The organism is Streptomyces thermoalcalitolerans (assembly GCF_039525155.1).
Classification (GTDB): domain Bacteria; phylum Actinomycetota; class Actinomycetes; order Streptomycetales; family Streptomycetaceae; genus Streptomyces; species Streptomyces thermovulgaris.
The window spans coordinates 38,491-64,429 of the sequence record NZ_BAAAHG010000016.1 but is presented as its reverse complement, the minus strand read 5'-3'; the positions used below and the strand labels follow the sequence as shown (position 1 = coordinate 64,429).

The window sequence follows — 25,939 nt, the reverse complement described above, 5'->3', positions numbered from 1 at the left end:
CATCCCGCCACGACCCGAGAGGAGGCCGCCGCCGTGCCGGACGACCGGACGACTCCCGATCCCTTCGAGGACTTCCCGCAGCCCGCCCCCGCCACCCCCCTCCGCGTGGTCGTGGCCGACGACAACCCCGTGGTCCGCGCCGGCCTGACGGCCCTGCTCTCCGGCCACCCGGACATCACGGTGGTCGCGGAGGCCGCGGACGGCCGCGCCGCCTGGGAGGCTACCCGGCGGCACCGTCCGGACGTCGTCCTGCTCGACGTCCGCATGCCCGGCGTGGACGGCCTCTCGGCCCTGCCGCACCTGGCCGGGATCGCCCCGGTCGTCATGCTGACCTACAGCCAGGAATCGGAAACGGTTCAGGAGGCCCTGCGCCGGGGCGCGAGCGGCTATCTGGTCCACGGCGAGTTCACGGCGGACCAGCTGATCGCGGCGGTAAGGGACATCACAGCAGGAAGAGCCCACTTCACCCCCACGGCGGCAGGCGCCCTTCTGGCCCGGCTGCGTCAGACCGAGGGTGCGACTGCACACGCCCAGGATGCCCCAACAGCCGTTGAGTCAGCCACTTCTTCGGAAAAACTTTCGCAACTGCAACCAGATGTGCGACAGTTGTCGTCTGGATGGGCAGGTGGCCGTCCGGCCGCCGTCGACAGGTCGAGGTTCCAACTCAGCACCAGGGAGGCGGAGATCATGGACCTCATCGCGTCCGGCATGACCAATCGGCAGATCGCCGCCACCTGTTTCATCAGCGAGAAGACCGTCAAGAACCACATCAACCGCATCTTCGCCAAGCTCCACAGCACCAGCCGCGCCGAAGCCACCGCCAAATGGCTGGGCACGGCGCCGGGTACGTCGCGGGGAATGGGGTGAGGCGGGATGAGGACGTTTCGGAAGAAGCGCGTCCGTGTCTCTCTTTGGGCCCGGACTTGGGCCCCGGGACCCTCCGGCGAACCGGGTGCTCCGGCCTACGGTGCCGACATCGCAGGCGGGCCCGAGACCAAACCCGGAGGGGAACACCATGAGCGACCTGATGCTGAAGACCGCGGTGGCGACCAAGGTCCGCGTGAACGGCTGGAAGAACACGACGGCCGCTGCGATGCGCCGCCGCGCCGGCGACAGAGGACAGACCGCGGTCGAGTACCTGGGAATCATCGCGGTGGTGGTGGCGATCGTACTGGCGATCACGGGGACGAGTATCGGCTCGACGATTCTCAACAAGATCACCGGGCTGATCAACAAGATCGGCAATTGACGCAGCCTCGTCGGTACAGCGACGCAGGGCAGGCCTTCCCCATCTACATCACGGTGGTGGCGGGCCTGCTCTTTCTTGCGTTCGCTTACTTCGCGGTCGGCCAGGCTGCGGTGAACCGAAACGGTGCCCAGACAGCGGCTGATGCGGCGGCACTGGCAGCGGCTCAGGACACCCGAGAAAAACTTACGGACGAGTGGGTGAAGAACGTACTCGATCCAACCAAGTGGCAAGGTGTCTTCAATGGTGACGGGGTGGCGTTCGACGGCTGTGTACGTGCCTCGCAACTTGCGGCGGCCAACGATGCCAACTTGAACAGGTGCGATCCGCAGCCCATGAGGCTTCGTTACACAGTGCATGTGCAGACCCGTAAGACCATGGGAAGTTCTGTCGTTCCCGTCACCGAGCACAAGCGATCGAAGGCGTCCGCCACGGCTGTCATCGAGCCTCTCTGCACGTTCGAGCTTCCTGATGCGGATGAGGATGACAAGGTGCTGCCGCAGCTGAGATGCAAGGACAGGGACTGGGATTTGAACCCGGATGATCTCACCAATTTGCCAGAACCCCAGGACCTTTTTGACGTACACCTGGCCGACTGACAAGCGAATGAAGAGTGATGAAGGAAGCAGAGCGATGAGTATTCGGTTCACCGCCAAAATCCGCAGGGGGCTGGTTGTGGTGTCCGTTGCATCCGGGCTGGCTCTCGGTCTGGCCGGTTGTGGTGGTGGTGATGGTGATGGGGATGCCAAGAGGCCAAACGCAACAGCATCCTCCTCCAAGGCCACCGGATCCGGCCCGAGTGCTCAAGAAGACCAGCCGCAGACACCCTTGGCCGAGCTCAAGGGGCCGGATGGTCTGCTTCTCCAAATCACCTCAGCTGTCCGAGAGGCCGGCGGGTTCGTCACCGTGAACGGAAACTTCAAGAACGATGGGTCCGAGTCCCTCGTCATTCCCGCCGAACTGCGCGGTGACGAGACTGAAATCCTGAAGCACGGTACGTCGCTTGGTGGAGCCACGCTTGTGGATCCCAAGGGCAGAAAACGCTACTACGTACTGCGTGACACCGACGGGCGGCCGCTGACGACCATCGGGCTCACAACAATCCAGTCAGGTCAGACCATCCCCGTCTTCATGCAGTTCCCCTCCCCGCCCACGAACGTCACTGAAGTTACCCTGCAACTGCCGACCTTCTCCAGCGGCACCATCAAGATCTCCGGGTGAGGCCCCATGAACCACACCCGTCTCACCCTGACTCTTACAACCGCTGCCCTCATGGTCGCCGCCAACCTCTACGGCGCCGCAGCAGCCCATGCCGACGACGGCCCCAGCGTGCCCCCCGGCACCGAACCCTCTGCCTCCGCTCCCGTGGAGATCGATCCGACCGACCCGGACCTCAAGCTGCCCGAGGGAGCGACCCTCGCCGCGCCCAAGGTGCTCGACATCAAGTCGGTGGTCGAGGAACAGGGCGGCGAGGAGCGCCGTGAGGACACCAACGCGGACGTGACGTTCGCCCTCCAGGCAGAGGTGCTGTTCGGCAAGGACAGTGCGAAGCTGAGCGACCAGGCGAAGGCCCGTGTCGACGCGATCGCGGAGGAGATCAAGAAGTACAAGCCGACCCAGGTCCGTGTCTTCGGCTTCACGGACAACCTGGGCAGCCATGAACACGGCGTGGTCCTGTCCAAACGGCGTGCCAACGCCGTCCAGGGCGCCCTCGCCCAGAAGCTGAACGACCCGAACATCACCTTCGACGTACGGGGGTACGCCGAGCAGTACCCCATCGCGGACAACTCCACGGAGGAAGGCCGCAGGAAGAACCGCCGAGTGGAGGTGACGTTTCCGCGCACGGGAAGCTGACGGGCGCCGGTCTACAGGAGGTGGTCGGCTTTTCCTGCCTTGATCTCCAGGATGAGGGCGCGGAGGGCTTCGCGGCTGTCGGTCAGGGGGCGGTCCTCCTGTCCGGTGACGGCGATGTAGGCGTTGCCCTCGGTGTCGGTTCCTATGCGGAAGCAGTTGGCGCCCTCGGCGCAGAAGGGGGCTTCCCAAGTGATGTGACTCATCGTCGTGCTCCTCAGAGGTGTCTGGCGATATCGGCCATGAACGCGCGTGATTCGGCTGAGGACAGTGAGGCTGCTTCCATCCAGTCCAAGTGTGATCGGTACTTGTCCAGTTGGGACTGTCCGTGCAGAAATACAGGACCGTGAGCCGAGTCAAGCTCCACGGTGTCGAGTTGGGGCACCGGCCCTTCGGCGTAGATCACTGATTGGCCGGCTCCAGGGAACGCCCCGGCCTTGAAGGGGATGACGCGTACATCGATGTTCTCCCGTTCGGACAAGGCGCACAGATGGTCGAGTTGCCCTCGCATCACCTTGGGCCCGCCGAACTCGACGCGCAAGGCGGCCTCGTGTACGTAGCCGACGTAGGTGATGGGATTCTCTCGGTGCAGAACCTGCTGGCGCTGCATGCGATGGGCCACTCGTAGCTCGATCTCCATCCGTGACAGCGGCGGTAACGCTGCCGCGAACAGGGCACGGGCGTAGGCATCGGTCTGGAGCAGACCCGGTACATGCATGGCCAGGCCGGCGCGCACCCTGGTGGCGTGCCACTCCAGTTCCGCGATGTCGAGCAGCCCGGCGGGGAGTTGGCCCCGGTACGTGTCCCACCAGCCGCGTTTGCGATCACCGGCCATATCAGCCAGGGCATCGATGTAGGCCTGGTCGCGGCAGTCATAGTTGCAGGCGAGGGTGCGCAGGCGTTCCGGTGTGATGGCCCGGACTCCTGACTCGATGTTGGAGATCTTCGTCCTGTCGAGACCGAGCAGTCCTGCGGCGTAGTCCGTGGATACCTCTGCTGCCAGGCGCATCTTCCGTAATTCTGCGCCCAGTCGCTTCTGGCGTTCTGTGGGCGTTGCCCTTGGCGGCATGTCACTTCCTCCAGTGGTCGCAGCGGCAGTCTGCCCCCTGGACGTCCTTCAGGTCCACACGTTAGTGGCACTTTCGATGAATAAGTGGCAAATAGCCACCGCGCTCCTCTACCGTCTGTGACAGGTCGACTACGACCCTCCGCCTACCGGACGGAAGTGCATCGCCCATGTCGAGCCAGGCCCGGGTGACAGGCCACCGTGCGCGCGGAGAGACAAACCACCCCGTGCATCCAAGGGAGTTGCCATGCCCGTCGCCTTGGCCTCGGCCTGCCTGCCCCACACCTTCATGGACCGGTCCCCCGTACCTCCCACCCCCGAGACCCTCGCCTACAGCCTCACTCTCCCCGCCGACCCGCGCACGCCCGCGATCGTCCGCTCGGCGCTCCGCACGGTCCTGTACGCACACGGGCTCGACGACATGACCGACGCGGCCGTGCAGGTGGCGAGCGAACTCGCGGCTTGTGCCTGCCGTTTCTCCACGTCTTCGGAGGTGTACGTGCGTCTTCGCTACCGGGAGGACGCCCTCCGGGTGGTCCTCTACGACGCGCACCCGCGCCACACCCACCCCCACCTCGCCGCTGCCTGCGACGCTCGCCGCCGCTCGATCCTGCGCCTGCCGGCCTGCGTGGTCCGGGCCTGTGGAGGCGACTGGGGCTTCGGCGACGCCCGGGAGCCGGGCGGCGGCACGCGTACATGGGCGGTGCTGCCGAGGGAGGGCACCCGCACCTACCTCGTGGGTGATCAACGGAAGTAGAAAGCAGAGAAGCGGCGGGTTCGGGCCAACGGGGCCGACCAGAAGACCTGTCGGAGAGTGCCTATGTGGCCCAAATCCGCCACTCATCCCCCCAGCCGCTACTCCGCCTCCGCCTCTACCTCCACCCGCACCCCCGCTCGCAGCCCCCACCCCGCCATCGTGCCCGCCGCCGACTCCAGGACGTGCCGGGAGCGGAGGCGGGGCAGGCCCAGGCGGCCCGGGGGCATGGTGACGACGGTGAGGACGCGGAGGCGGCGGTCGAGGTAGGCGACGTCGATGGGGAAGCGCATGCGGAAGGTGTGGATGCTCCCGGCGGGAGACAGCAGGAGCGCGCCCTCGACCGAGTCGCGGCCCAGCAGGCCCTTGGTGCGGGCGCGGTAGGAGGTCGCCACCTCCAGGGGGACGGTCACCGGGGTCGAGCCGTGCACGATCAGCCTGCCCCGCCCGTCACGCCAGCGCCGTCCCATGCCGGGCCGTCCCCCTTCTGCCGAACCGTGTCCCACCGAGCCGTATGCCCTGTCAGCCGACCGTAGCCGTGGGGCAGTAGGACCCGCATGGGGTCCACGGGCTCATGTCCCGCCGGATGCGCCGGGACTAGGGTCCTGGCGTGCGTGTACTGCTGACCGTCGTGGCCGCCCTGTGGGGCGCGGGGGCCGGGCTGCTGCTGCCCCGAGCCGCCCACCGGTTCTCGGTCGACGCGGGGGAGGCGTGGAAGGCGCAGTGTCCCGGGGGACACCCCATCGCGGGGGCGTTCGGGGGGTGGGTCGGCCCGGCCCGGTGCACGGCCGTACCGGCCGGGTGCGGGCCGTACGGGCCGAGCACGCCGGTCGTCGTCACGGTGACCGCGCTGGTCTGCGCCGCGCTCGCCGCCGCCACCGGACCCCGTCCGGAAGCCGTCGTCTGGCTGCTCGCCGCGCCGGTCGGCGTCCTGCTCGCGCTCGTCGACCACCGGGTGCACCGGCTGCCGGACGTGCTGACGCTGCCGCTCGCCGCCGCGACGGCCGTCCTGCTGGGGCTCGCCGCCCTCCTGCCCGGCGCCGCCGGCTTCTGGCCGACGGCGTTGCTCGGCGGGCTCGTCCTCGGGGCCGCGTACTTCGTCCTCTTTCTCGTCAACCCGTCCGGCATGGGCTTCGGCGACGTCAAACTGGCGCTCGCGCTGGGGGCGGCCCTCGGCTGGTACGGCTGGTCCGTCCTCGTCGTGGGCGCCTTCGCCGGGCTGCTGTACGGGGCCGTCTACGGGCTGGGCCTGGTGGTGCTGCGCCGCGCGGGCCGCGGGTCGGCGATTCCGCTGGGCCCGTTCATGCTCGGCGGGGCGTTCACCGGGCTGCTGCTGGGCGCGCTCGCGGGGGTGCAGGAGACGGGGGCGTAGAAGACGGGGTGTGAGAGGAGGGGCAGGTGGGGAGGAAGCGCGTGTGACTGAACTCGGTGTCGTCTTCCGTCCCCAGTTGCCTCCCGAGCGGCTGCGTTCGGTCGCCCGTCTCGCCGACGAGACCGGCCTCGAGGAGCTGTGGCTGTGGGAGGACTGCTTCCGCGAGGGCGGGATCTCCACGGCGGCGGCCGCGCTCGCCTGGACCGAACGGGTGCGGATCGGGGTCGGGCTGCTGCCCGTGCCGTTGCGCAACGTCGCCCTCACCGCCATGGAGGCCGCCACCCTGCACCGCATGTTCCCGGGACGTGCGCTCCTCGGCGTCGGACACGGCGTCCAGGACTGGATGGGGCAGGTCGGCGCGCGGGCCGAGTCCCCGCTGACCCTGCTGCGCGAATACCTCACCGCCCTGCGCGCCCTGCTGCGCGGCGAGCGGGTCACCACCCAGGGGCGGTACGTCCGGCTGGACGACGTGGCCCTGGACTGGCCGCCGGACGGCGCCGTACCGGCCCCTGTCCTCGCCGGCGCCACCGGCCCCCGCACTCTGCGTCTGTCCGGCGAGACGGCCGACGGCACGATCCTCACGGCGTCCACCCCTGTGGAGGGCGTACGACGTGCCCGCCGGCTCGTCGACGAAGGGCGCAAGGCGGCGGGGCGCGACCACGAGCCGCACCGTGTCGTCGTCTATCTGCTCGCCGCCACCGGGCCCGGTGCCGAGGCCCGTCTGCGCGCGGAGCTGGAGGCCGAGGGACAGGCCGGTGTCCCGGACCTCGGTGTCGCCGGGGACGCCTCTGCCGTCGCCCGGGCGGTTCAGGCCCTCGCCGACGCCGGCGCCGACACGGTGGTCCTCCAGCCGACCGGGGACGAGCCGGACCCCGAGGGCTTCGTGCGCTTCGCGGCGCAGGAGGTGCGGCCGCGCCTCAAGGGCGACCGGTGACCCAAGGGCGACCGGTGACCCGAGGACGACCAGTGACCCGAGGACGACCGATGACCGCTTCCCGCGCTCCGTGACCCGTGCGGCCCGTGCTCCGTGTCCCGCGGCCTCGCCGTCGGGGCGTGTGCGTCCCGGTTGCGGGCGTCGCACGGAACGGATCGCGGCGCGGGGGCCGTGCGCAGCGCACGGTATGCGCCATCTTTTCGGGGCGCGGAAGGGGTGGTGAACAGGGAGGACGGTGGCGCTGTCCGATGCGGCGCGCACATGTTGTCCACATTGTTACCCCCAGCCACTCGATTCACCTGATCGCCCCACGTAAAGTACAGACCAAGGGAATTCGCGCGAGCAAAGCCGCGCGGGTGGCACCGCGTGGCGGAGGGGGTCGCGCGGTGCCGCATCCCTGTTGGCCGCGGTGAGAGGCGCCTTGCCCGGCTGTCGGCGGCGTCAAGCGGACGTTCGCGACCGGGTCGCCCATGAGAGGGAAGCGAAGAGTGGCGCGCCGAGTGGCCCTGAATGGCCCGAACCCTCCGGTTCGTGTCGTCTCCCGGCCGTTTTTCCTGGGATTCCGCCGGGATCCGGCCATGGTCGGACGCGGAACAAGGGCTTCCAGCCTTGCCGAGGCGTCGCCGGGCGACTCCGGAGAGTAGTTGTGGTGCGCCGATGCACGCAGCATCACTCACAAAGGGTTATGGTGGAAACCCCCCCTCGGGCCGGTCCGTCTCCCCCCCACGGACCGGCCCGTTTCTTTTGGGCGGCGGAGGGGCACCTCCGATGCGCCCGGACGGTGGTGCGTCCGGGCGGTGCGATGCGGCGAGGTGTGCGGCAGTGTGCGGACCAGTGCCCTGTTGGGGGACGCCGGGTTTCCCAGCGGTAGGCTTCGCCCCCTGGGACCGCCGTACGGAGGGGTTGACGTAGACGTGAACCTGCGCGACAAGCTGCGCGGCCTGCTGGTCAGGCTGTACGCGCGCCGGGTGGAGGGCCGCCTGGACCCCGCCAAGGTGCCCAAGCACATCGGCGTCATCATGGACGGCAACCGGCGCTGGGCGAGGGCCGCGGGTTCCACCACCGCCCAGGGGCACCGGGCCGGAGCGGACAAGATCGAGGAGTTCCTCGGCTGGTGCGCCGAGACGGACGTCGAGGTCGTCACCCTCTGGCTGCTCTCCACGGACAACCTCGACCGCCCCCAGGAGGAGCTGGTCCCGCTCCTCGGCATCATCGAGGACGTCGTCCGCTCGCTGGCCGCCGACGGGCGCTGGCGCCTGCACCACGTCGGCACCATGGACCTGCTGCCGCCGGGTATGCAGGCCGCTCTCAAGGAGGCCGAGGAGGCCACCGCCCACGTCGACGGAATAGTCGTCAACGTCGCCATCGGCTACGGCGGCCGGCAGGAGATCGCCGACGCGGTGCGCTCCATGCTCCTGGAAGCCCACGCGAAGGGCGTCTCCATGGAGGAGCTGGCCGAGTCCGTCGACATCGACATGATCGGCCGCCACCTCTACACCAAGGCCCAGCCCGACCCGGACCTGGTGATCCGCACCAGCGGCGAGCAGCGGCTGTCCGGCTTCATGCTCTGGCAGACGGCGCATTCGGAGTACTACTTCTGCGAGGCCTACTGGCCGGCCTTCCGCAAGGTCGACTTCCTGCGTGCGCTGCGCGACTACGCGGCCCGCCACCGCCGCTACGGCGTCTGACGGACGTACGCCTCCCGCCTGCGAGACGCCTGTCTTCCGGAGTCCATTCGTGCGTCGTTCCGTGCATTTGCATGGCGGCGCGTGTTCGAGGGCATAAGTCAGACAGGTCGACACCCGAACCACGGGTGTCGGATCTCAGCGGACGGCCCGACGCCGTCCGCCCGGGAGGCCCTTTGCACCAGCCCGACCGTGTGGTCAGAGCACGGAAGACGAAGCTGAGGGCCGGTTCACGGCCCGCCGTGTGCGGGGGCCGTCGACCGGCCCAGCTCCACCTCGTCGCTCCCCGACCTCATCCGAGGGGGTACGTCCTTCCGTGGTGACCAGCACAAAGCGCCATAAGCCGGACCGGCGCACCTACGTCCTCGACACCAGCGTCCTGCTGGCGGACCCGAACGCCCTGACCCGCTTCGACGAGCACGAGGTCGTGCTCCCCATCGTCGTGGTCACGGAACTGGAGGCCAAGCGGCACCATCCCGAACTCGGCTACTTCGCCCGGCAGGCCCTGCGCCTGCTCGACGACTACCGGGTGCGGTACGGCCGCCTCGACGCGCCCATACCGATCGGGGACCTCGGCGGGACGATCCGGGTCGAGCTCAACCACTCGGACCCCAATGTGCTGCCCACCGGCTACCGCCTGGAGGACAACGACTCCCGCATCCTCGCGGTCGCCCGCAATCTGCAGGCCGAGGGGTACGACGTCACCGTCGTCTCGAAGGACCTGCCGCTGCGCATCAAGGCGTCCTCCGTCGGCCTGCTGGCCGAGGAGTACCGCGCGGAGCTCGCCATCACGGACGCCTCCGGCTGGACCGGCATGTCCGAACTCACCCTTTCGGGTGAACAGGTGGACATTCTCTTCGAGGAGGGACACCTCTACGTCCCCGAGGCGGCCGACCTGCCCGTGCACACCGGTCTGAGGATCCAGTCCGAGCGCGGCAAGGCGCTGGGGCGCGTCACCCCCGAGGGCAACGTCCGCTTGGTGCGCGGCGACCGGGAGGCGTTCGGCATCAAGGGGCGCAGCGCGGAGCAGCGGATCGCCCTGGACCTGCTGCTCGACCCGGACATCGGGATCGTGTCGATGGGCGGCCGGGCCGGCACCGGCAAGTCGGCGCTGGCCCTGTGCGCGGGCCTGGAGGCGGTCCTGGAGCGCCGTCAGCACCAGAAGGTCATGGTCTTCCGTCCGCTGTACGCGGTCGGCGGGCAGGAGCTCGGCTATCTGCCCGGCACCGAGGCGGAGAAGATGGGCCCCTGGGCGCAGGCGGTCTTCGACACGCTGTCGGCGGTCACGTCCCGCGAGGTCATCGAGGAGGTCACCGCACGCGGGATGCTGGAGGTGCTGCCGCTCACCCACATCCGCGGCCGGTCGCTGCACGACGCGTTCGTGATCGTCGATGAGGCGCAGTCACTCGAACGGAATGTGCTGCTGACCGTCCTGTCCCGCATCGGCGCCAATTCCCGGGTCGTTCTCACCCATGACGTGGCACAGAGGGACAATCTGCGGGTCGGCCGCTACGACGGTGTCGTCGCCGTGGTGGAGAGGCTGAAGGGGCATCCGCTCTTCGCGCATGTGACGCTGACCCGGTCCGAGAGGTCCCGGATCGCGGCCCTTGTGACCGAAATGCTGGAGGACGGGCACATCTGATCGAATTTGCCCACTCACGGGCGGAAAGAGGGGAGTTGGCGCCGTCCGGCAAAGCCCTGAGCTTAGCCGGGCGGCGCCTTCGCATGTGGGTGATCCGGGAAAACTCCTGGGACGAACGGGGTGTGAGCTTTCACACGCAACTCAGAATTGCCATGAGCCGTTGTGTTACGGCAAAGTCTCACTCCTGTCAGGCCCCGCATACGACACAGCCGTACCCCCTGGGGGCGCCTCCCGGGCGCTGGGCCTGGGGGAGGCACGGCGGACATACCGTTTCAACTCCATAGCGCTGTCGTATGCCGCCCGAGCACCACGCGGCGCTCCCCCCGCGGGAGTTGCCCGCCGGGCCAGCGCCTTCCGTGACCCCTCAGTTGGGAGGCCAGTGACAGGGGCACGATCGCGTCCGCCAGGGTCACCTCAGCGGGCGATGCTGGAAGGAAACCGTGTGAGCCGGATCTCGGTTCGGGGATTCGCAGTGGCCTCCGCCACCGCGGTCACCGCCGTCGGAAGTGTCGTCGGTGTTGCCTCGAGCAGCGTCGCGCAGAACAACGACGCCGAGGCGACGGCAGCCGACGTGACGACGCTTCTCGCGGACATACCCGTGGGGCAGCAGGCCCAGGTGCAGACCGTCTCGCTCGAGCAGCAGGCCGACGCACAGGCCATCGCGGCGGACGTCAGCGCCAAGAAGGAGGCGGAGGAGGCCGCACGCAAGGAGGCGGCCCGGACGGCGATCGCCAAGAAGGCGGAAGCCGAGAAGGCGGCCAAGGAAGCCAAGGAGCGTGCCGAGCGGGAGGCGGCGGCCAGCCGTAGCGCGGCCCGTGAGGCCGTCAGCTTCGCGGTCAAGAGCTCGTACACCGTGGCCGAGGTCCAGGCCATCGCGCGCTCGATCGTGCCCGCCGGCCAGTTCCAGTGCTTCAGCAACATCGTGAATCACGAGTCCAGCTGGAACTACCAGGCGACCAACCCCTCCTCCGGCGCGTACGGCCTCGTCCAGGCGCTGCCCGGCTCCAAGATGGCCTCCGCGGGTGCCGACTGGCGCACCAACCCGGCCACCCAGATCAAGTGGGGCCTCAACTACATGAACGAGCGCTACGGCAGCCCCTGTGGCGCGTGGTCGTTCTGGCAGGCCAACCACTGGTACTGAGCCGGACGGGTCCGGCCGGCCGGACCCGGGCCGGATCGGCCGCCGCTCTCAACCCCCGCACAGCCCCTTCCTGTCTTAAAGGAAGGGGCTGTGCGCTGTACGGTCGGACTGAACGGCTCCAGGCAGTGGAGTGGTGTGCAAAGACGGGGGAAGAGGACCGATCATGTCGCGAGTGCCACGGTGGATCGGCCGGCTCGGTGCCGGACTGACCCGGATGGGTGAGCGGTGGGAGCAGCGCCGCGCCGAGGTGGAGAAGGAGCGGGCCGGGACCGAACCGGAGCCGGGCACGGACGTCCAGCCTCTGCCGGAGCATGTGACCGTCGTCCAGGCCCGGCCCGATCCCGCGCAGGCCGTGCCCTGGGGCGTACGGGTGGCGGCGGAGGTCGGCTGGCGGGTGCTGGTGCTCGCGGGCACGGTCTGGGTGCTGATGCAGATCATCAGCGCCGTCCGGCTGGTGGTGCTCGCGTTCGTGGCCGCACTGCTCATCACCGCGCTGCTGCAGCCGACGGTGGCGCGCCTGAGGGGCTACGGGCTGCCGCGCGGACCGGCCACCGCGCTCACCGCGATCCTCGGCTTCGTCATCATGGGGCTGATCGGGTGGTTCGTGACCTGGCAGGTCATGGAGAACATCGACACGCTCTCCAAACAGATCCAGGACGGCATCGATCAGCTGCGCAAGTGGCTGCTGAGCAGCCCCTTCCACGTCACCGACAAGCAGATCAACCAGATCGCCAAGAACCTGCGCGAGGCCGTCGGGGCCAACACCGAGCAGATAACGTCGGCCGGTCTGCAGGGCGTGACCGTGGTCGTGGAGGCACTGACCGGGATCCTGCTGGCCATCTTCTCCACGCTGTTCCTGCTCTACGACGGCCGGCGGATCTGGGAGTGGACGCTGAGGCTGGTGCCGGCGGCGGCACGGCCGGGAGTGGCCGGGGCCGGGCCGCGGGCGTGGCGGACGCTGACGGCGTATGTGCGGGGCACGGTGCTCGTGGCCCTGATCGACGCGATCTTCATCGGGCTGGGCCTCTACTTCCTCAATGTGCCGCTGGCCGTGCCGCTGGCCGTGTTCATCTTCCTGTTCGCCTTCATCCCCCTGGTGGGTGCGGTGGTGTCCGGAGCGCTGGCCGTGGTCGTCGCGCTGGTGACGCAGGGCGTCTTCACCGGGGTGATGGTGCTGCTGGTGGTGCTGGCGGTGCAGCAGATCGAGGGACATGTGCTGCAGCCGTTCATCCTCGGGCGTGCGGTCCGGGTGCATCCGCTGGCGGTGGTGCTGGCGGTGGCCTCGGGCGGGCTGGTCGCGGGGATCGGCGGGGCGGTGGTCGCGGTGCCGCTGGTCGCGGTGACCAATACGGTGGTCGTCTATCTGCGGGCGTACGCGCGGGAGCAGGCCCGGCGTCAGGCCGCCGCGACGGACACGCCCACCCCGCCGTGACGAGCCGGCGGACACCGGCGGACACCCGGCAGGAGAACGCGAAACCCCGTTCACCCTTGAGGGCGAACGGGGTTTCGGCGTTGTACGCGGTGAGCGTTGCGCGGCGCCGCTCCGCGTCACTCGGGGTCACCCGGAGTCACTCGGAGAGTGCCGCCTCCGCGTCCAGGGTCGTCGCGACGGCCTGGATCACCGCGGCGATCTTGAAGGCCTCCTGGATGGTCTCACGCTCGACACCGGCCTTGCGCAGCACCTGCTCGTGGGAGTCGAGGCACATGCCGCAGCCGTTGACGGCGGAGACCGCGAAGGACCACAGCTCGAAGTCGACCTTGTCGACTCCGGGGTTGCCGATGACGTTCATCCGCAGACCGGCGCGCAGGGTGCCGTACTCCTTGTCGGAGAGGAGGTGGCGCGTCCGGTAGAAGACGTTGTTCATCGCCATCACCGCGGCGGCGGCCTTCGCCGCCGTGTACGCCTCCGGCGACAGGTTGGCCTTCGCCTCCGGCTCCAGCTCCCGCAGCACGATCGGCGAGCGCGAGGCGATCGCCGTCGCCAGCACCGTGCCCCACAGCTGCTGCGCGGGCAGGTCGCTGTTGCCTATGACCGAGCCCAGGTTGAGCTTCAGATCCTTCGCGTAGTCCGGAAGGGCGGACTTCAGGGAGTCCAGGGACACGGTGTCACTCACCCGCCAGCAGGGCGACCGGGTCCAGCGTCTCGTCGCCCTTGTTCCAGTTGCACGGGCACAGCTCGTCGGTCTGCAGGGCGTCCAGGACCCGCAGGACCTCCTTCGGGTTACGGCCGACCGAACCCGCCGTCACCATGGTGAACTGGATCTCGTTGTTCGGGTCCACGATGAAGACCGCGCGCTGGGCGAAGCCCTCCTCGTCCTCGATGCCCAGAGCCCGCATCAGCTCGTGCTTGGGGTCGGCCATCATCGGGAACGGCAGGTCGCGCAGGTCCTCGTGGTTCTTGCGCCAGGCGTGGTGGACGTACTCCGAGTCACCGGAGAAGCCGAGGATCTGGGCGTCACGGTCGGCGAACTCGTCGTTCAGCTTGCCGAAGGCGGCGATCTCGGTCGGACAGATGAAGGTGAAGTCCTTGGGCCACGCGAAGATCACTTTCCACTTGCCCTCGTAGGTCTTGTGGTTGATCTTCTCGAACTCCTTGCCCTTCTCCAGCGAGACGCAGGCGGTCAGTTCGAACTCGGGGAACTTGTCACCGACGGTGAGCACACGATCTCCTTGCAGCGCAGAAACACAGGCTCTGCCTGTGTTTCCCAGGGGTTGGACGATGTTGATGTTGGCACACGGTGCATTGATTACGGAAATAGCTACACTCGGTCGGGTTGATCGGAGGTAGCTATCGATGAGCCGTTCGCGCAGGCAGCCCAGCCTGTCCCAGCTGCGTGCCTTCGCCGCCGTCGCCGAGCACCTGCACTTCCGGGAGGCCGCCGCGGCGATGGGCATGAGCCAGCCGGCCCTCTCCGGAGCCGTCTCCGCCCTGGAGGAGACACTTGGTGTCACTCTGGTGGAGCGTACGACACGCAAGGTGCTGCTCTCTCCGGCGGGTGAGCGTCTCCTCATACGGGCCAAGGCCGTCCTCGGGGAGGTCAACGCCCTGCTGGAGGAGGCGGAGGCCGTCCGCGCGCCCTTCACCGGCGTCCTGCGTCTCGGTGTCATCCCCACCGTCGCGCCCTACCTGCTGCCCACCGTTCTGCGTCTGGTCCACGACCGCTATCCCGCCCTCGACCTCCAGGTCCACGAGGAGCAGACCGCGAACCTGCTGGAGGGGCTGACCGACGGCCGGCTCGACCTGCTGCTGCTCGCCGTGCCGCTCGGTGTGCCCGGCGTCGTCGAACTGCCCCTCTTCGACGAGGACTTCGTCCTGGTCACACCGCTCGGCCACCCGCTCGGCGACCAGAAGGACATACCGCGCGAGGCCCTGAAGGAGCTGAATCTGCTGCTCCTCGACGAGGGCCACTGCCTGCGCGACCAGGCCCTCGAGATCTGCCGCGAGGCCGGCCGCGAGAACGCGCCGGTGACGACGACCGCCGCCGGGCTGTCCACCCTCGTCCAGCTCGTCGCCGGCGGCCTCGGCTGCACCCTGCTGCCCCGCACCGCCCTCCGGCTCGAGATCTCCCGCAGCAACCGGCTCCTCACCGGCTACTTCGCCGATCCCGCCCCCGCCCGCCGCATAGCCCTGGCCATGCGCACGGGCGCGGCCCGTGCCGCCGAGTACCGGGAACTCGCCGCCGCCCTACGCGAGGACCTGCGGTCCCTGCCGGTGCGGGTGCTGGACGAGGACGACCGGGACTGGCGGCGAGGGCACGTCGTCCCACCGGAGCAACGGCGACAGGCTCCGGCGCAGTGAGGGTGGGACGGGTTCTGCCGCAGTGACAGTGGAGTGAGGGCGAGGGGGGCTTCGCCGGAGCACGGGGGTGAGACGAGCGGGCCCCAGGGCGGGACCCGCTCCCGGGTGTCACTCGGTGCGCAGTCCGTCCGGGCGCATCAGACGCAGCAGAGGCGGCAGACTGAGCAGGGTGACGGCGAGGACGACACCGGCGCCGATGCCGGCCATGGCCAGGACGTTCCACCAGTCCACGGCCACCGGTGTGTCCGTCATCCCCAGCAGCACCGCGCCCAGGGTGAGGCCCACCGCCGAGGCCAGCAGCAGGCCCAGCGCGACCGGGACCGCCGTCTGCCACAGCACCGACAGGCTCAGTGTGCGCCGCCGGGTGCCGAAGGCCACCAGCGCCGCCAGCAGCTTCTTCCGCTCCCGCAGCTGCTCCAGCTGTGACACCAGCAGGCTCGCCCCGATCAGCAGCAGCACACAGATCGAGCCGATGAACAGACCGGTGCGCAGGGAGGCGAACTGCCTCGTCCGTTCGCTGGACACCCACAGCGTCGTGACCGTCAACGGATCCACCCGCGCGGCGGTGTTGCGCACGTGCTCGGGAGCGTCCGGCACCGACGGGTCGATCTTCAGGAAGACCGCGCCCCCGCCCCTGGAGAGGAGTTCCGCGGGCACCGCGGCCGGAGTCAGCAGGAAGCCGCCGCGCCGCTCTCCCGTCGGGCTCTTCACCGAGCGGGCGGACTTCAGACCGGCCGGGACGGTCCACACGACCTGCCGGGCCGGGTCCTCGGCCGAGGCGCCGAGGTAGAGCCTGCGGCCGGGTTCGGCCAGCTTCGCGGTGTCGGCGTCGGCGGGTTCGTGGTCCGCGCCCGTCAGCGTGAAGACGTCGCCGTCCCGGCAGGAGGGCAGGCGCGCCACCTGGCGCAGGGAGTCGCAGTCGCCGATCGTCACCTGGACCAGGGGATCCGGAAGCCGCTCGTCGCTCCCGGGACTGTCACCGGCGTCCGTCCCCGACAGCGCGGTGACCTCGCGCACGCCCCGGGTGGCGGAGAGCTTCTCGGCCGCCGCGGCGAGCGCGACGCCCTCCGGCACGTTCACCTGCATCTGAGCCCGCCGCAGATCGTTCTCGGAGTGCCTGGTGTAGTCGCTCTCCACCCCCGCGAAGAGCATCTGCAGCGCGATCGCCCCGGCCACCGCGACCGCGATGCCGTTCACCAGGCGTGCCGCCGTACCGCTGCTCAGCTGGAGCCGTCGTACCGCCAGTTGCCAGGACACCCCGCCCCCGCCGAGCCGGGCGACGACCGTCTCCACGACCCACGGCAGCAGCGCGGTCACGCCGACGAGCAGCAGCGCCACACCGCAGACCACCAGGAACTGGTTGAAGGTCCCGTGGGTGCGGCCCTGGCCGAGCATCGGAAGCAGCATCGCCAGACCGCCCAGCGGCAGCAGCAGCCGCCACCACAGCCGGCGCCGCGGGGGCTTCGCCGTGCGCACCACACCCAGCGGCTCGATGGCCACCCCGCGCAGCGCCAGCAGGGTGACCAGCACCGCGGTGGCCGGGACCGCGACCGCGACCAGCGCCGCCAGCACGGGCGAGGGATCGAGGTAGCCGGGAAAGACACTGATGCCCAGCACCTCGACGGAGCCCGCGAGCCGGCGGCCGATCAGGAAGAAGACCGTGCCGAAGACCAGCCCGAGCAGGGCGCCCGCGAGTGCCTCGCCGGCCGCGATCCAGCGGGTCATCCGGGTGTCGGCGCCGACCAGCCGCAGTGCGGCGAGCCTGCGGTCCCGCTGCTCGCCGCCGAACCGCACGGCCGCGCCGATGAACACGGCGACCGGCATCAGCAGCACCACGAAGACGGACATCACGAGCAGCAGCAGCACCGGGTCCGTCTGCTCGGGCGAGGGGGACGGACGGCCGAACTCGGTGATCCGGGCCGCCTGCCAGCCGTTGATGCGGGACGCCAGGTTCTCCGCCCCCGCGTAGTAGGCGAGTTCACGCGGGCCGATCAGCCCGCTCTCCCCGATCGTTCCGGTCACCCGGTACGGCAGCCGCTCCCGCAGCAGCTTCCCGTCCTCGGAGTCGAGCAGTTCCTTCAGCGCGGGGGAGACGATCATCTCGCCCGGTGCCGGATACCTCGTCAGGCCCGGTGCGAGCGGGGCGCGGGGCCCTTCGGGCTCCACCAGCCGCCCGCGGATGTCCTTGTCGTGGTACGAGGTGCCGACGTCCGCGATCACCAGGGTGTTGTCGGCCTTCGGCACGGTTTCCTGGGAGTACGTGTAGTCCAGACGGGCCTCCTCCCGCTGGTGCCGTGCCGTGAGCACGTTGGGGACCGCGGTCGTCAGCAGCAGCAGGGCCGCACCGAGACCGACGCCGACCGCCGTCAGCAGCATCCGCGTCCAGCCCTCACGGCCCCCCGTGCACGCGAATCCGACGCCCATGGACAGGTCACGGGCCCTCTCCCAAGCTCTCGACCGCGCTCGAGCGGGGAGGTGCCCCCCACGTGCACTCATATGGCCCGCTCCATGTCCCGTGACCTGCCGTCGCGCACGACGATCTCGCGGTCGGAGTAGGCGGCGACCCGTGCCTCGTGCGTGACCAGGACGACGGCGGCGTTGGAGGACCGGGCGGCCTCCGTCAGCAGCTCCATCACCCGCTCGCCGTTGAGGGAGTCCAGCGCGCCGGTCGGCTCGTCGGCGAACAGCACCCGGGGACCGGTGACCAGGGCGCGGGCGACCGCGACACGCTGGCCCTGACCGCCGGAGACCTCGCCGGGCCGCTTTCCGCGCAGGTCGGCGACCTCCAGGCGTTCCATCCACGCCAGTGCGGTGCGCTCGGCCTCCTTGCGGGACGTGCCGTTCAGCCGCAGCGGCAGGGCCACGTTCTCCACGCAGGTCAGTTCGGGCACCAGCCGGCCGAACTGGAAGATGAACCCGAACTCCGAGCGCCTGAGCGCACTGCGCTGGGTGTCGCTCATGGCGGACAGCTCACGGCCGTCGTAGGTGATCGACCCCGAGTCGGGGGTGACGATCCCGGCGAGGCAGTGCAGCAGCGTGGACTTGCCCGAGCCGGAGGGGCCCATCACGGCGACGATCTCGCCGGGGTGGAGGGAGAAGTCGGCGCCGTCCAGCGCGACGGTCGGGCCGTAGGTCTTGCGCAGGTTCTCGGCGGTCAGCAGGGCGCCGGGCACAGGAGCCATCACCGGGTCACCGCCTCACGGAGCTTGTCGAGGCGTGCGGCGGTCAGCTCCAGCCAGCGCAGATCGGCCTCGAGGTGGAACAGGGCGTGGTCGCAGATCAGCTGGTCCGCGAGATCCCCCTTGCGTTTGCGGTCGGTCAGGATCCGCATGCTGCGCAGGTGTTCGGCGCGCTGGATGTCGAGGATGTCGGCGGCGTTGCGGTGGGTCAGCAGCGCGAGGACGACCTTGGTGTAGAGCGTCGACTGAAGGTACGGCTCCGGCTTCTCCGGGGTGGTGAGCCATCGCTCCACGTCGGTGATGCCGGCCTCGGTGATCGCGTAGCGCTTGCGTTCGGGGCCGTCGCCCGCCTCGATGCCGTCGACGACGACGAGCCCGTTCCTCAGCAGGCGGGACATCGTCGAGTAGACCTGGCCGTAGTGCAGCGGCCGGTCGTGACCGAACTTCTCGTCGAAGACCCGCTTCAGGTCGTAGCCGTGGCGCGGGCCGGACTCCAGGAGTCCCAGAAGGGTGTGACCGATGGACATGGGAAGCACTGTACGCGCGGTGTATACGCAGCATGTATACATCGCGTGTTTACTGCGCGGTGCGGAGGGATGACTCCGCAGGTGGGAGGCGGTTGTCACGGTTCTGTTACGGAAGCCGCGCGCGTCCGTGCAGCCCAGGTCCGTCCCGCCGCGGCGCCCTCGGGCTCCCGATGGCGCGGCACCTTCGAGCCCGGTGGTCCGGGATGTCCGGCGGTCTGGTAGCCCGGGATGTCCGGCGGTCCGGTGGCCCGGGCCCTGAGACCCGAACCCCCGCCGGTCCCTAGACCGACGGGGGTGTGTCGGGAGCGGAGTCCTTGGGCGGGCGGCCGCGGCGGGGCAGGGGGCCCGTGCCCTCGGGCAGCCGGCCGGCCTCCGCCAGAGCGCGGCGCAGCAGGAACTCGATCTGGGCGTTGGCCGAACGCAGTTCGTCCGAGGCCCATCGGGCGAGCGCGTCGTAGACCGACGGGTCCAGCCGCAGCAGCACCTGCTTGCGCCGCTGCGGCCTGCGCCTGGGGGAGGGCCCCTCCTCGGTGGCCGTCACTGGTAGAGCGTCCCCGTGTTCAGTACCGGCTGCGCCGCCCGGTCTCCGCACAGCACCACCATCAGGTTCGACACCATCGCGGCCTTCCGCTCCTCGTCCAGCTCCACGATGTCCCGCTCGGACATGCGGGCGAGTGCCTCCTCGACCATGCCGACCGCGCCCTCCACGATCTGGCGCCGGGCCGCCACGACCGCGCCGGCCTGCTGCCGCTGGAGCATCGCCGAGGCGATCTCGGGAGCGTAGGCCAGGTGCGTGAAGCGGGACTCGATGATCTCCACTCCGGCCGCCTCCACGCGCGCGTGCAGTTCGGCGGCGAGCTTCTCGGTGATCTCCTCGGCGTCGCCGCGCAGGGAGAGGCCGCCCTCCTCGTGGGCATCGTAGGGGTACTCGAGGGCGATGTGACGCACGGCCGCCTCGGTCTGGGTGGAGACGAACTCCAGGAAGTCGTCCACCTCGAAGGTGGCCTGTGCGGTGTCCCGTACCTTCCAGACGACGACCGCGGCGAGTTCTATGGGGTTGCCGTAGGCGTCGTTGACCTTGAGCACGGCGGTCTCGTGGTTGCGGACGCGAGTGGAGATCTTCTGCCGGGAGGTGAACGGGTTCACCCAGCGCAGCCCGTCCTCGCGGATCGTGCCCCGGTAGCGGCCGAAGAGCTGCACGACCCGTGCCTCGCCCGGCGCGACCATGTTCAGCCCGCACATCGCGAGCAGTGCGGCGAGGCCGATCAGGACGCCCGCGACGATCAGTGCGGCCTTGGCGCCGGCCGCCGTGACCGTCGTGGCGGTCGCGATCAGCGCCACCGCGACCAGCACGCCGAGCAGGCCCAGGAGCAGGGCGAGTCCACCCCTGATGCTGCGCGCCGGGAACTCGCGCACCCGCGGCTCGGGCATGTCGGGCACATCGGGGAGGCGGGCGGGGGGTGCGGCGGGCGCGGAGCCGTGTGGCGCGTGTGCGGACATGGCGGGTTCCTCTGTTCTTGTTCTCGTACGGCCGTTCCCATACGGCCTGTGACCTGATAGCCATAGCTCTTGTCTATCTAAGTGATATCACTTTTTCGCGCCGTGGCAACCCTGCGGAAAGCTGAAGCGTCGGTTCCAGTGGAGCAGGTGCTCATTCTCACGTCCGATAAAGGGCGATTCGGGAGCCCTTCGGCATGGACGCCGGTGCTAGCTTGCTGAGCTGACCTGCACCCATTCGAGTGACTGGCGAGACGGAAGCGGAGCGGACGAACCCATGGGACGAGCGGAAGACAGACGAGCGCGACAGCGCGGTGGCCGCCGCGCGGCGCCCAGGCGCTCGCCCGGGAGACCGGCGGGCGGCAACGGCCCCGCCGCCGGCGGCAGGGCCGCGGCGCGCAGGGCCGCCCGGCCGGAGAAGAGCGTCCTGCGCCGGCTGTTCACCTGGCGGAAGCTCCTCGGCGCGTTCTTCGCCCTCTGCCTGCTGGGCATCGGCGCCTTCGTCGTGCTCTACCTGGCCGTGGACATACCCAAGGGCAACGCCGACGCGACGCGTCAGAGCAACGTCTACCGGTACAGCGACGGCAAGATCCTGGCCCGCAGCGGGGAGATCAACCGCGAGCTGGTGGACCTGTCCAAGGTGCCCAAGGAAGTCCAGAACTGCTTCGTCGCCGCCGAGAACAAGACCTTCTACACCGACTCCGGCGTCGACCTGAAGGGCATCGCGCGAGGTCTGCTCAACACGGTGACCGGCAGGGGCACCCAGGGTGGTTCGACGATCACCCAGCAGTACGTCAAGAACTTCTACCTCAACCAGGACCGGACCGTCACGCGCAAGGTGAAGGAGCTGGTCATCTCGTTGAAGGTGGACCGGAAGATGACCAAGGAGGAGATCCTCGCCGGGTACATCAACACCAGCTACTACGGCCGGGGCGCCTACGGCATCCAGGCCGCCGCCCGGGCCTACTACCGCGTCGACGCCAAGGACCTCACCGTCGAGCAGGGCGCCTACCTCGCCGCCCTGATGCAGGCCCCGAGCCAGTACGACTGGGCCGTCGCGAGCGACAACGGCAAGGAGCTCGTCAAGAACCGCTGGAACTACGTGCTCGACAACATGGTCGAGCAGAAGTGGCTGGACCCCGCCGAGCGCCGGACCATGAAGTTCCCCGTGCCCAAGGAGCCCCAGCCCACCCCCGGGCAGGAGGGCCAGAAGGGCTACCTGATCGCGCTCGCCAACCGTCAGCTCGCGGAGCAGCTGATGAAGGAGCAGGGGCTGACCCGGGCCGAGGCGGAGCGGGCGGTCGAGGCCCAGGGCTGGAACGTCACCCTGAACATCGACAGCAAGAAGCAGGCCGCGCTGGAGAAGGCGGTCGAGACGGAGCTGACCAGCAAGCTGGACCCGGACAAGCGCAAGGTCGACGGGCACGTCCAGGCCGGTGCCGTCTCCGTCGACGTGAAGACCGGGAAGATCGTCGCCCTGTACGGCGGCGAGGACTACTTCAAGCACTGGCTCAGCAACGCCACCCGCCGGGACTACCAGCCCGCGTCCACGTTCAAGCCGCTCATCCTGGCCGCGGCCCTGGAGCACGACGCCAAGACCCAGGACGGCCAGCCGATCACGGCGAGCACGATCTACGACGGCACCAGCGGGCGCCAGGTCGTGGACCACGGCACCAAGGTCGGTTTCGGGCCGCCGAACGAGGACAAGGTCAACTACGGGCCGATCACCGTCCAGAAGGCGATGAACCAGTCCGTCAACTCCGTCTTCGCACAGATGGGTGTGGACGTGGGGATGACCAGGGTGATGGACACGGCCAAGCAGCTGGGCATGGACACCAAGGGCATGCAGGCGGTGCCCGCCCAGACGCTGGGCTCCATGGGCGCGAGCCCGCTGGAGATGGCCGGGATCTACGCCACCCTCGCCAACCACGGCAAGAAGGTCACCCCGAGCATCGTCAAGTCGGCCGAGCAGCGGGGCCGCACGATCGAGATGCCCGACCCGATCGGCGAGCAGGTCATCAGCCGTCAGGCGGCCGACACGGTCACCTCGGTCCTGACCGGCGTGGTCGACGACGGTACGGCCCAGAGGTCGGTGCGCGACAACCCGCTGCGCCGCGGCCAGCAGGTGGCGGGCAAGACGGGGACGTCCGACGAGAACAAGTCGGCCTGGTTCGTCGGCTACACACCGAAACTGGCCACCGCGGTGGGCCTGTTCGGCGAGGACGTGAAGCAGAACGGCAAGCACGTCCCGCTGTACGGGGCGCTCGGTGTGCCGCGCGTCAACGGAGGTGGCTTCCCCGCCCAGATCTGGGCCAGGTACACCTTCAACGTGATGGGCGAGATCAGCACGTTCGACCTGGACACCAAGCAGGGGGACGCGGTCCAGCCCTCGCAGACCCCCTCGGGCAGCGAGTCGCCGAGCGAGACCCCGTCGGAGACGCCCACCACCAGCGAGCCGCCGGTGTCCGAGACGCCGAGCAGCACGCCGCCGAGCCAGACGCCGTCGCAGACACCGAGTCAGACGCCGTCGCAGACGCCGAGCAGCACGCCGCCGAGCCAGACGCCGGCGGACGACGTCCCCGACGACCCGGTCGATCCCGGCAACCAGTGAGCGATGCGAAGGGGCGCCCGGTCGAAGGACCGGGCGCCCCTTCGCGTGTCCGCCGGCTCAGAACCGGTCCCGGAGCAGTGCCGGGCCGCTTCCGGCTCGCTTCCGGGCCGCTTCCGGTTCAGCTCCGGTTCATCTCGAACCAGACCACCTTGCCCGTGCTCAGCCGGGTCGCGCCCCAGCGCCGGGCCATCTTGTTCACCAGATACAGTCCACGGCCCTCCTCGTCCGTGACGCGGGCCTGGCGCATGCGCGGCAGCTGCGGCACGTCGTCGCCGACCTCGCAGCGCAGGACGTCGGTGCGCAGCAGGCGGAGGGTGATCGGGCGGGAGGCGTAGCGCACGGCGTTGGTGACGACCTCGCTGACCAGAAGCTCCACGGAGTCGGTGAGCTCCGGCAGGTCCCAGCGCTCCAGCGTCCGGCGGGCCAGACGACGGGCCTGGCCGGGAGCGGCGTCCTCCGGGTCCAGGGACCAGCACACCACATCGCTCGGCGCGATCCCGTCGAAGCGGGCGGCGAGCAGCGCGATGTCGTCGTCCCGGTCACCCGGGCCCAGCATGTCCAGGACCTCGTCGCACAGTGCCTCAAGCGGCGGCGGATGGTCGGGGCCGGTGAGCCGCGCGGTCGCCTGAAGCCTCTCGCGCAGCTGCTCTATGCCCGTCCACACGTCCCTCAGCCGTGACTCGACCAGGCCGTCGGTGTAGAGGAACAGGGTCGCGCCGGCCGGGGCGTCCAGCTCCACGGCCTCGAAGTCGACCCCGCCGACACCGATCGGCGCGCCCGCCGGCACCTGGAGCACCTCCGCACGGCCGCCCAGGTGCAGCAGCACAGGGGGCGGATGACCGGCGTTGGCGATGGTGATGCGGTGGTTGACGGGGTCGTAGACGGCGTACAGGCAGGTCGCCATGCGGTCGGTGCCCAGACGCTGCGCCTGCTCGTCGAGGTGGTGCAGCACCTCCTGCGGCGGCAGGTCGAGCCCGGCCAGGGTCTGCGCGGTCGTCCGCAGCTGCCCCATGATCGCGGCCGAGGTCATGGAGTGGCCCATGACGTCGCCGACGACAAGGGCGACCCGGCTGCCGGGCAGCGGGATCGCGTCGTACCAGTCGCCGCCCACACGTGCGGTCTCCGCGGCGGGCAGATAGCGCGAGGCCAGCCGTACACCCGTGGGGTGGGGCAGCGTCTCGGGCAGCATCGTGCGCTGCAGCTCGTCGGCGATGTACGCCTCACGGCCGTACAGCACCGCTTTGTCGATGCCCAGCGCGCTGTGCGTGGCGAGCTGGGCGGCGACCAGCAGGTCGTCGGGCTCGAACGCATGGCGCTCCGGGCGACGCAGGAACAGCGCGGCACCGATGACCCGGCGCCGGCCGCGCAGCGGGGCGAGGATGGTGCGCCGGCCGTCGGGCAGCGTCAGCCTGGAGCCCTTCCCGAGGAGTTCGGTGAGGGCCGCCCGGGAGGCCGCCGTGTCCGTGAACACCGGCCGTACGCCCCGCAGCACCTCGCCCAGCGCGCTGCCCGGCTGTACCTCGCGCAGCTCGCTGGTCACCGTCGACAGCGCCGCCGGCTGCTCCGGCACCGGCGAAGGCACGTACACGCCGTCGGCGCCGCGTTCCACCGGGATCCGGTCGGTACGGCGCAGCCGCAGCACCAGCGGACCCGTGGGCCGCTCGTCGCCCACCGGCAGGGGTTCGCGCAGATAGACGAGGATCGCGTCGGAGAAGGTCGGCACGGTGGCCCGGCACAGACCCATGACGATCTCGTCGAGGTCCATGCCGCGGGCGATCCGCCGCGTGGCCGCCCCCACGAACCGCAGCCGGTCCCCGTCCCGCCGCATGGGCGCCGGACGTCCGGGCGGCAGGCCCCGGCCGGTACGGCGCTCCTTGCCGCCGGGGGGCAGGCCGCGCCGGGATCTGCGGCCCTGGCCGCCGGGTGCGCCCGCCCGGGGCGTCTCGGTGTCCGTGCGGGCGGATGCGCCGCCGCCGGGTGTTCCGCCGTCGCCGGTTCCGGGAGATGCGCCTGCGTCCGTGCCGGTCCCGGCTTCGGACGACGCGCCCTCGGCCGGCTCCGCCTCGGCTGTCACGGTTTCGGTTGTCATGGCCTCAGTTGTCGTGGGTTCCACGGCCATCGCCTCCGTGGCCGTCGCCTCCGCGGTCCTCGTCGCCGCGTCCGGCTGGGCCGGGATGCCCTCCGGAGCGGGACGCGGACGGTGTGCGCCGGGCTCGGCGGACAGGTACTGGGAATGCTCGGAGCCGCCGGCGCGGGACTGCTGCGGTAACGCCGAGGCTCCCGAGGAGACAGAGGTGTGCAGGAGTGCCCCATGGGCATCCGCGGGGCCGGTGCCCGTCTGGGAGTGTTCGAAGGAGGTCGGGTGCTCCGTCACGCGTGTCGAATCCATCCGTCCGGGGCCGCGCGCCGGGCGCGCGGTTCGTCCCGCCGAAGACCCGATACCCGGAATACCTGCCCCAGGAACGGATTTCCGGCGTGGTCAGAGGCTGCTTCTGTGCCACCGGCGAACCGTTCGTGGCCCGCACGGGTGTTGCCGTCGTACACCTCGCTCACGTCCTGCCGCCCCTCGGTGAGGTTCCGTCAGTCCCGGCCGGCGGTCCGGGGGTTGCTCCTGATCCTCGTTCGATTGTTCCGA

Annotated in this window: 25 protein-coding genes; 14 read left to right on the top strand and 11 right to left on the bottom strand. The window is 69.9% G+C overall.

Features of this window, described 5'->3' with window-relative positions; translation table 11 throughout:
• Positions 1-33: 33 nt before the first annotated feature.
• From ABD224_RS12455 to ABD224_RS12435, 5 genes are all read left to right on the top strand, one after another.
• The gene (locus ABD224_RS12455; RefSeq protein ID WP_344049538.1) at positions 34-867 is read left to right on the top strand and encodes a response regulator; all 834 of its coding nucleotides are present in this window, start codon (positions 34-36) and stop codon (positions 865-867) included.
• Positions 868-1,015: 148 nt separating this feature from the next.
• Positions 1,016-1,249: a Flp family type IVb pilin gene (locus ABD224_RS12450; protein ID WP_344049537.1), complete on the top strand. Its 234-nt coding sequence runs from the start codon at positions 1,016-1,018 to the stop codon at positions 1,247-1,249.
• Complete coding sequence (locus tag ABD224_RS12445; protein WP_344049536.1) at positions 1,246-1,845, top strand: pilus assembly protein TadG-related protein; 600 nt, start codon at positions 1,246-1,248, stop codon at positions 1,843-1,845. The genes ABD224_RS12450 and ABD224_RS12445 overlap by 4 nt, the downstream gene beginning before the upstream one ends.
• 34 nt (positions 1,846-1,879) lie before the next feature.
• On the top strand, positions 1,880-2,467 hold the full coding sequence (locus ABD224_RS12440) for a hypothetical protein (protein WP_344049535.1): 588 nt from the start codon (positions 1,880-1,882) through the stop codon (positions 2,465-2,467).
• Between the two features lie 6 nt (positions 2,468-2,473).
• Positions 2,474-3,100: an OmpA family protein gene (locus tag ABD224_RS12435; RefSeq protein ID WP_344049534.1), complete on the top strand. Its 627-nt coding sequence runs from the start codon at positions 2,474-2,476 to the stop codon at positions 3,098-3,100.
• Positions 3,101-3,111: 11 nt separating this feature from the next.
• On the opposite strand, the gene ABD224_RS12430 is transcribed toward ABD224_RS12435, so the two are convergent.
• The gene (locus ABD224_RS12430; protein WP_344049533.1) at positions 3,112-3,303 is read right to left on the bottom strand and encodes a hypothetical protein; all 192 of its coding nucleotides are present in this window, start codon (positions 3,301-3,303) and stop codon (positions 3,112-3,114) included.
• An 11-nt stretch (positions 3,304-3,314) separates the two neighbouring features.
• Positions 3,315-4,166, bottom strand: coding sequence for a helix-turn-helix domain-containing protein (locus tag ABD224_RS12425; RefSeq protein WP_344049532.1), 852 nt, complete (start codon positions 4,164-4,166; stop codon positions 3,315-3,317).
• Positions 4,167-4,410: 244 nt separating this feature from the next.
• Between ABD224_RS12425 and ABD224_RS12420 the strand changes: the two genes are divergently transcribed.
• Positions 4,411-4,920, top strand: a complete 510-nt coding sequence (locus ABD224_RS12420) for an ATP-binding protein (protein ID WP_344049531.1) — start codon at positions 4,411-4,413, stop codon at positions 4,918-4,920.
• Positions 4,921-5,018: 98 nt separating this feature from the next.
• Here the strand turns inward: ABD224_RS12420 and ABD224_RS12415 are convergent, their stop codons facing one another.
• A complete protein-coding gene (locus ABD224_RS12415) occupies positions 5,019-5,387 on the bottom strand; it encodes a DUF192 domain-containing protein (RefSeq protein WP_344049530.1) in 369 nt (122 codons plus the stop codon).
• A gap of 140 nt (positions 5,388-5,527) precedes the next feature.
• Here ABD224_RS12415 and ABD224_RS12410 point away from each other — a divergent pair, with 140 nt between their 5' ends.
• The 6 genes from ABD224_RS12410 (at position 5,528) to ABD224_RS12385 (ending at position 13,123) form a co-directional block, all read left to right on the top strand.
• Positions 5,528-6,289 (top strand): prepilin peptidase, encoded by a 762-nt coding sequence (locus tag ABD224_RS12410; RefSeq protein WP_344049528.1) that lies wholly within the window; start codon positions 5,528-5,530, stop codon positions 6,287-6,289.
• Between the two features lie 43 nt (positions 6,290-6,332).
• Entirely contained in the window at positions 6,333-7,223 is an 891-nt protein-coding gene (locus tag ABD224_RS12405; protein ID WP_344049527.1) for an LLM class flavin-dependent oxidoreductase, read from the top strand.
• Positions 7,224-8,137: 914 nt separating this feature from the next.
• Positions 8,138-8,911, top strand: a complete 774-nt coding sequence (locus ABD224_RS12400) for an isoprenyl transferase (RefSeq protein WP_344049526.1) — start codon at positions 8,138-8,140, stop codon at positions 8,909-8,911.
• A gap of 313 nt (positions 8,912-9,224) precedes the next feature.
• Positions 9,225-10,550 carry an RNA 5'-3' helicase PhoH2 gene (gene phoH2 / locus ABD224_RS12395; protein WP_344049525.1) on the top strand — a complete coding sequence of 442 codons (1,326 nt, stop codon included), beginning with the start codon at positions 9,225-9,227 and terminating at the stop codon, positions 10,548-10,550.
• Between the two features lie 442 nt (positions 10,551-10,992).
• The gene (locus tag ABD224_RS12390; RefSeq protein ID WP_344049524.1) at positions 10,993-11,691 is read left to right on the top strand and encodes an aggregation-promoting factor C-terminal-like domain-containing protein; all 699 of its coding nucleotides are present in this window, start codon (positions 10,993-10,995) and stop codon (positions 11,689-11,691) included.
• Between the two features lie 163 nt (positions 11,692-11,854).
• Positions 11,855-13,123 carry an AI-2E family transporter gene (locus ABD224_RS12385; RefSeq protein ID WP_344049523.1) on the top strand — a complete coding sequence of 423 codons (1,269 nt, stop codon included), beginning with the start codon at positions 11,855-11,857 and terminating at the stop codon, positions 13,121-13,123.
• A 136-nt stretch (positions 13,124-13,259) separates the two neighbouring features.
• Here the strand turns inward: ABD224_RS12385 and ABD224_RS12380 are convergent, their stop codons facing one another.
• Both ABD224_RS12380 and ABD224_RS12375 read right to left on the bottom strand, forming a co-directional pair.
• Positions 13,260-13,793 (bottom strand): alkyl hydroperoxide reductase, encoded by a 534-nt coding sequence (locus tag ABD224_RS12380; protein WP_344049583.1) that lies wholly within the window; start codon positions 13,791-13,793, stop codon positions 13,260-13,262.
• 4 nt (positions 13,794-13,797) lie between these two features.
• Positions 13,798-14,352, bottom strand: a complete 555-nt coding sequence (locus ABD224_RS12375) for a peroxiredoxin (protein ID WP_067397298.1) — start codon at positions 14,350-14,352, stop codon at positions 13,798-13,800.
• 133 nt (positions 14,353-14,485) lie between these two features.
• Between ABD224_RS12375 and ABD224_RS12370 the strand changes: the two genes are divergently transcribed.
• A complete protein-coding gene (locus tag ABD224_RS12370; protein ID WP_344049522.1) occupies positions 14,486-15,490 on the top strand; it encodes a hydrogen peroxide-inducible genes activator in 1,005 nt (334 codons plus the stop codon).
• 108 nt (positions 15,491-15,598) lie between these two features.
• On the opposite strand, the gene ABD224_RS12365 is transcribed toward ABD224_RS12370, so the two are convergent.
• The 5 genes from ABD224_RS12365 to ABD224_RS12345 form a co-directional block, all read right to left on the bottom strand.
• A complete protein-coding gene (locus ABD224_RS12365; protein WP_344049520.1) occupies positions 15,599-17,914 on the bottom strand; it encodes an ABC transporter permease in 2,316 nt (771 codons plus the stop codon).
• Positions 17,915-17,982: 68 nt separating this feature from the next.
• Positions 17,983-18,672: an ABC transporter ATP-binding protein gene (locus ABD224_RS12360; RefSeq protein ID WP_344049519.1), complete on the bottom strand. Its 690-nt coding sequence runs from the start codon at positions 18,670-18,672 to the stop codon at positions 17,983-17,985.
• Positions 18,672-19,196: a PadR family transcriptional regulator gene (locus ABD224_RS12355; RefSeq protein WP_344049518.1), complete on the bottom strand. Its 525-nt coding sequence runs from the start codon at positions 19,194-19,196 to the stop codon at positions 18,672-18,674. The genes ABD224_RS12360 and ABD224_RS12355 overlap by 1 nt, the downstream gene beginning before the upstream one ends.
• A gap of 280 nt (positions 19,197-19,476) precedes the next feature.
• Positions 19,477-19,737: a type II toxin-antitoxin system antitoxin gene (locus tag ABD224_RS12350; RefSeq protein ID WP_344049517.1), complete on the bottom strand. Its 261-nt coding sequence runs from the start codon at positions 19,735-19,737 to the stop codon at positions 19,477-19,479.
• Positions 19,734-20,696 carry an SPFH domain-containing protein gene (locus ABD224_RS12345; RefSeq protein WP_344049516.1) on the bottom strand — a complete coding sequence of 321 codons (963 nt, stop codon included), beginning with the start codon at positions 20,694-20,696 and terminating at the stop codon, positions 19,734-19,736. The genes ABD224_RS12350 and ABD224_RS12345 overlap by 4 nt, the downstream gene beginning before the upstream one ends.
• 274 nt (positions 20,697-20,970) lie before the next feature.
• On the opposite strand from ABD224_RS12345, the gene ABD224_RS12340 reads away from it, so the two are divergent.
• Positions 20,971-23,304, top strand: coding sequence for a transglycosylase domain-containing protein (locus ABD224_RS12340; protein ID WP_344049515.1), 2,334 nt, complete (start codon positions 20,971-20,973; stop codon positions 23,302-23,304).
• A gap of 118 nt (positions 23,305-23,422) precedes the next feature.
• Here the strand turns inward: ABD224_RS12340 and ABD224_RS12335 are convergent, their stop codons facing one another.
• Positions 23,423-25,693 carry an ATP-binding SpoIIE family protein phosphatase gene (locus tag ABD224_RS12335; protein ID WP_425580963.1) on the bottom strand — a complete coding sequence of 757 codons (2,271 nt, stop codon included), beginning with the start codon at positions 25,691-25,693 and terminating at the stop codon, positions 23,423-23,425.
• Positions 25,694-25,939: the final 246 nt, after the last annotated feature.

What these genes read in the sequence shown, in the direction of transcription:
- ABD224_RS12450 (WP_344049537.1), top strand. Translation starts at nt 1,016, where the DNA reads ATGAGCGACCTGATGCTGAAGACCGCGGTGGCGACCAAGGTCCGCGTG.
- ABD224_RS12440 (WP_344049535.1), top strand. Translation starts at nt 1,880, where the DNA reads ATGAGTATTCGGTTCACCGCCAAAATCCGCAGGGGGCTGGTTGTGGTG.
- ABD224_RS12435 (WP_344049534.1), top strand. Translation starts at nt 2,474, where the DNA reads ATGAACCACACCCGTCTCACCCTGACTCTTACAACCGCTGCCCTCATG.
- ABD224_RS12430 (WP_344049533.1), bottom strand. Translation starts at nt 3,303, where the DNA reads ATGAGTCACATCACTTGGGAAGCCCCCTTCTGCGCCGAGGGCGCCAAC.
- ABD224_RS12425 (WP_344049532.1), bottom strand. Translation starts at nt 4,166, where the DNA reads ATGCCGCCAAGGGCAACGCCCACAGAACGCCAGAAGCGACTGGGCGCA.
- ABD224_RS12420 (WP_344049531.1), top strand. Translation starts at nt 4,411, where the DNA reads ATGCCCGTCGCCTTGGCCTCGGCCTGCCTGCCCCACACCTTCATGGAC.
- ABD224_RS12415 (WP_344049530.1), bottom strand. Translation starts at nt 5,387, where the DNA reads ATGGGACGGCGCTGGCGTGACGGGCGGGGCAGGCTGATCGTGCACGGC.
- ABD224_RS12385 (WP_344049523.1), top strand. Translation starts at nt 11,855, where the DNA reads ATGTCGCGAGTGCCACGGTGGATCGGCCGGCTCGGTGCCGGACTGACC.
- ABD224_RS12370 (WP_344049522.1), top strand. Translation starts at nt 14,486, where the DNA reads ATGAGCCGTTCGCGCAGGCAGCCCAGCCTGTCCCAGCTGCGTGCCTTC.
- ABD224_RS12365 (WP_344049520.1), bottom strand. Translation starts at nt 17,914, where the DNA reads ATGGGCGTCGGATTCGCGTGCACGGGGGGCCGTGAGGGCTGGACGCGG.
- ABD224_RS12360 (WP_344049519.1), bottom strand. Translation starts at nt 18,672, where the DNA reads ATGGCTCCTGTGCCCGGCGCCCTGCTGACCGCCGAGAACCTGCGCAAG.
- ABD224_RS12355 (WP_344049518.1), bottom strand. Translation starts at nt 19,196, where the DNA reads ATGTCCATCGGTCACACCCTTCTGGGACTCCTGGAGTCCGGCCCGCGC.
- ABD224_RS12345 (WP_344049516.1), bottom strand. Translation starts at nt 20,696, where the DNA reads ATGTCCGCACACGCGCCACACGGCTCCGCGCCCGCCGCACCCCCCGCC.
- ABD224_RS12340 (WP_344049515.1), top strand. Translation starts at nt 20,971, where the DNA reads ATGGGACGAGCGGAAGACAGACGAGCGCGACAGCGCGGTGGCCGCCGC.
- ABD224_RS12335 (WP_425580963.1), bottom strand. Translation starts at nt 25,693, where the DNA reads ATGGATTCGACACGCGTGACGGAGCACCCGACCTCCTTCGAACACTCC.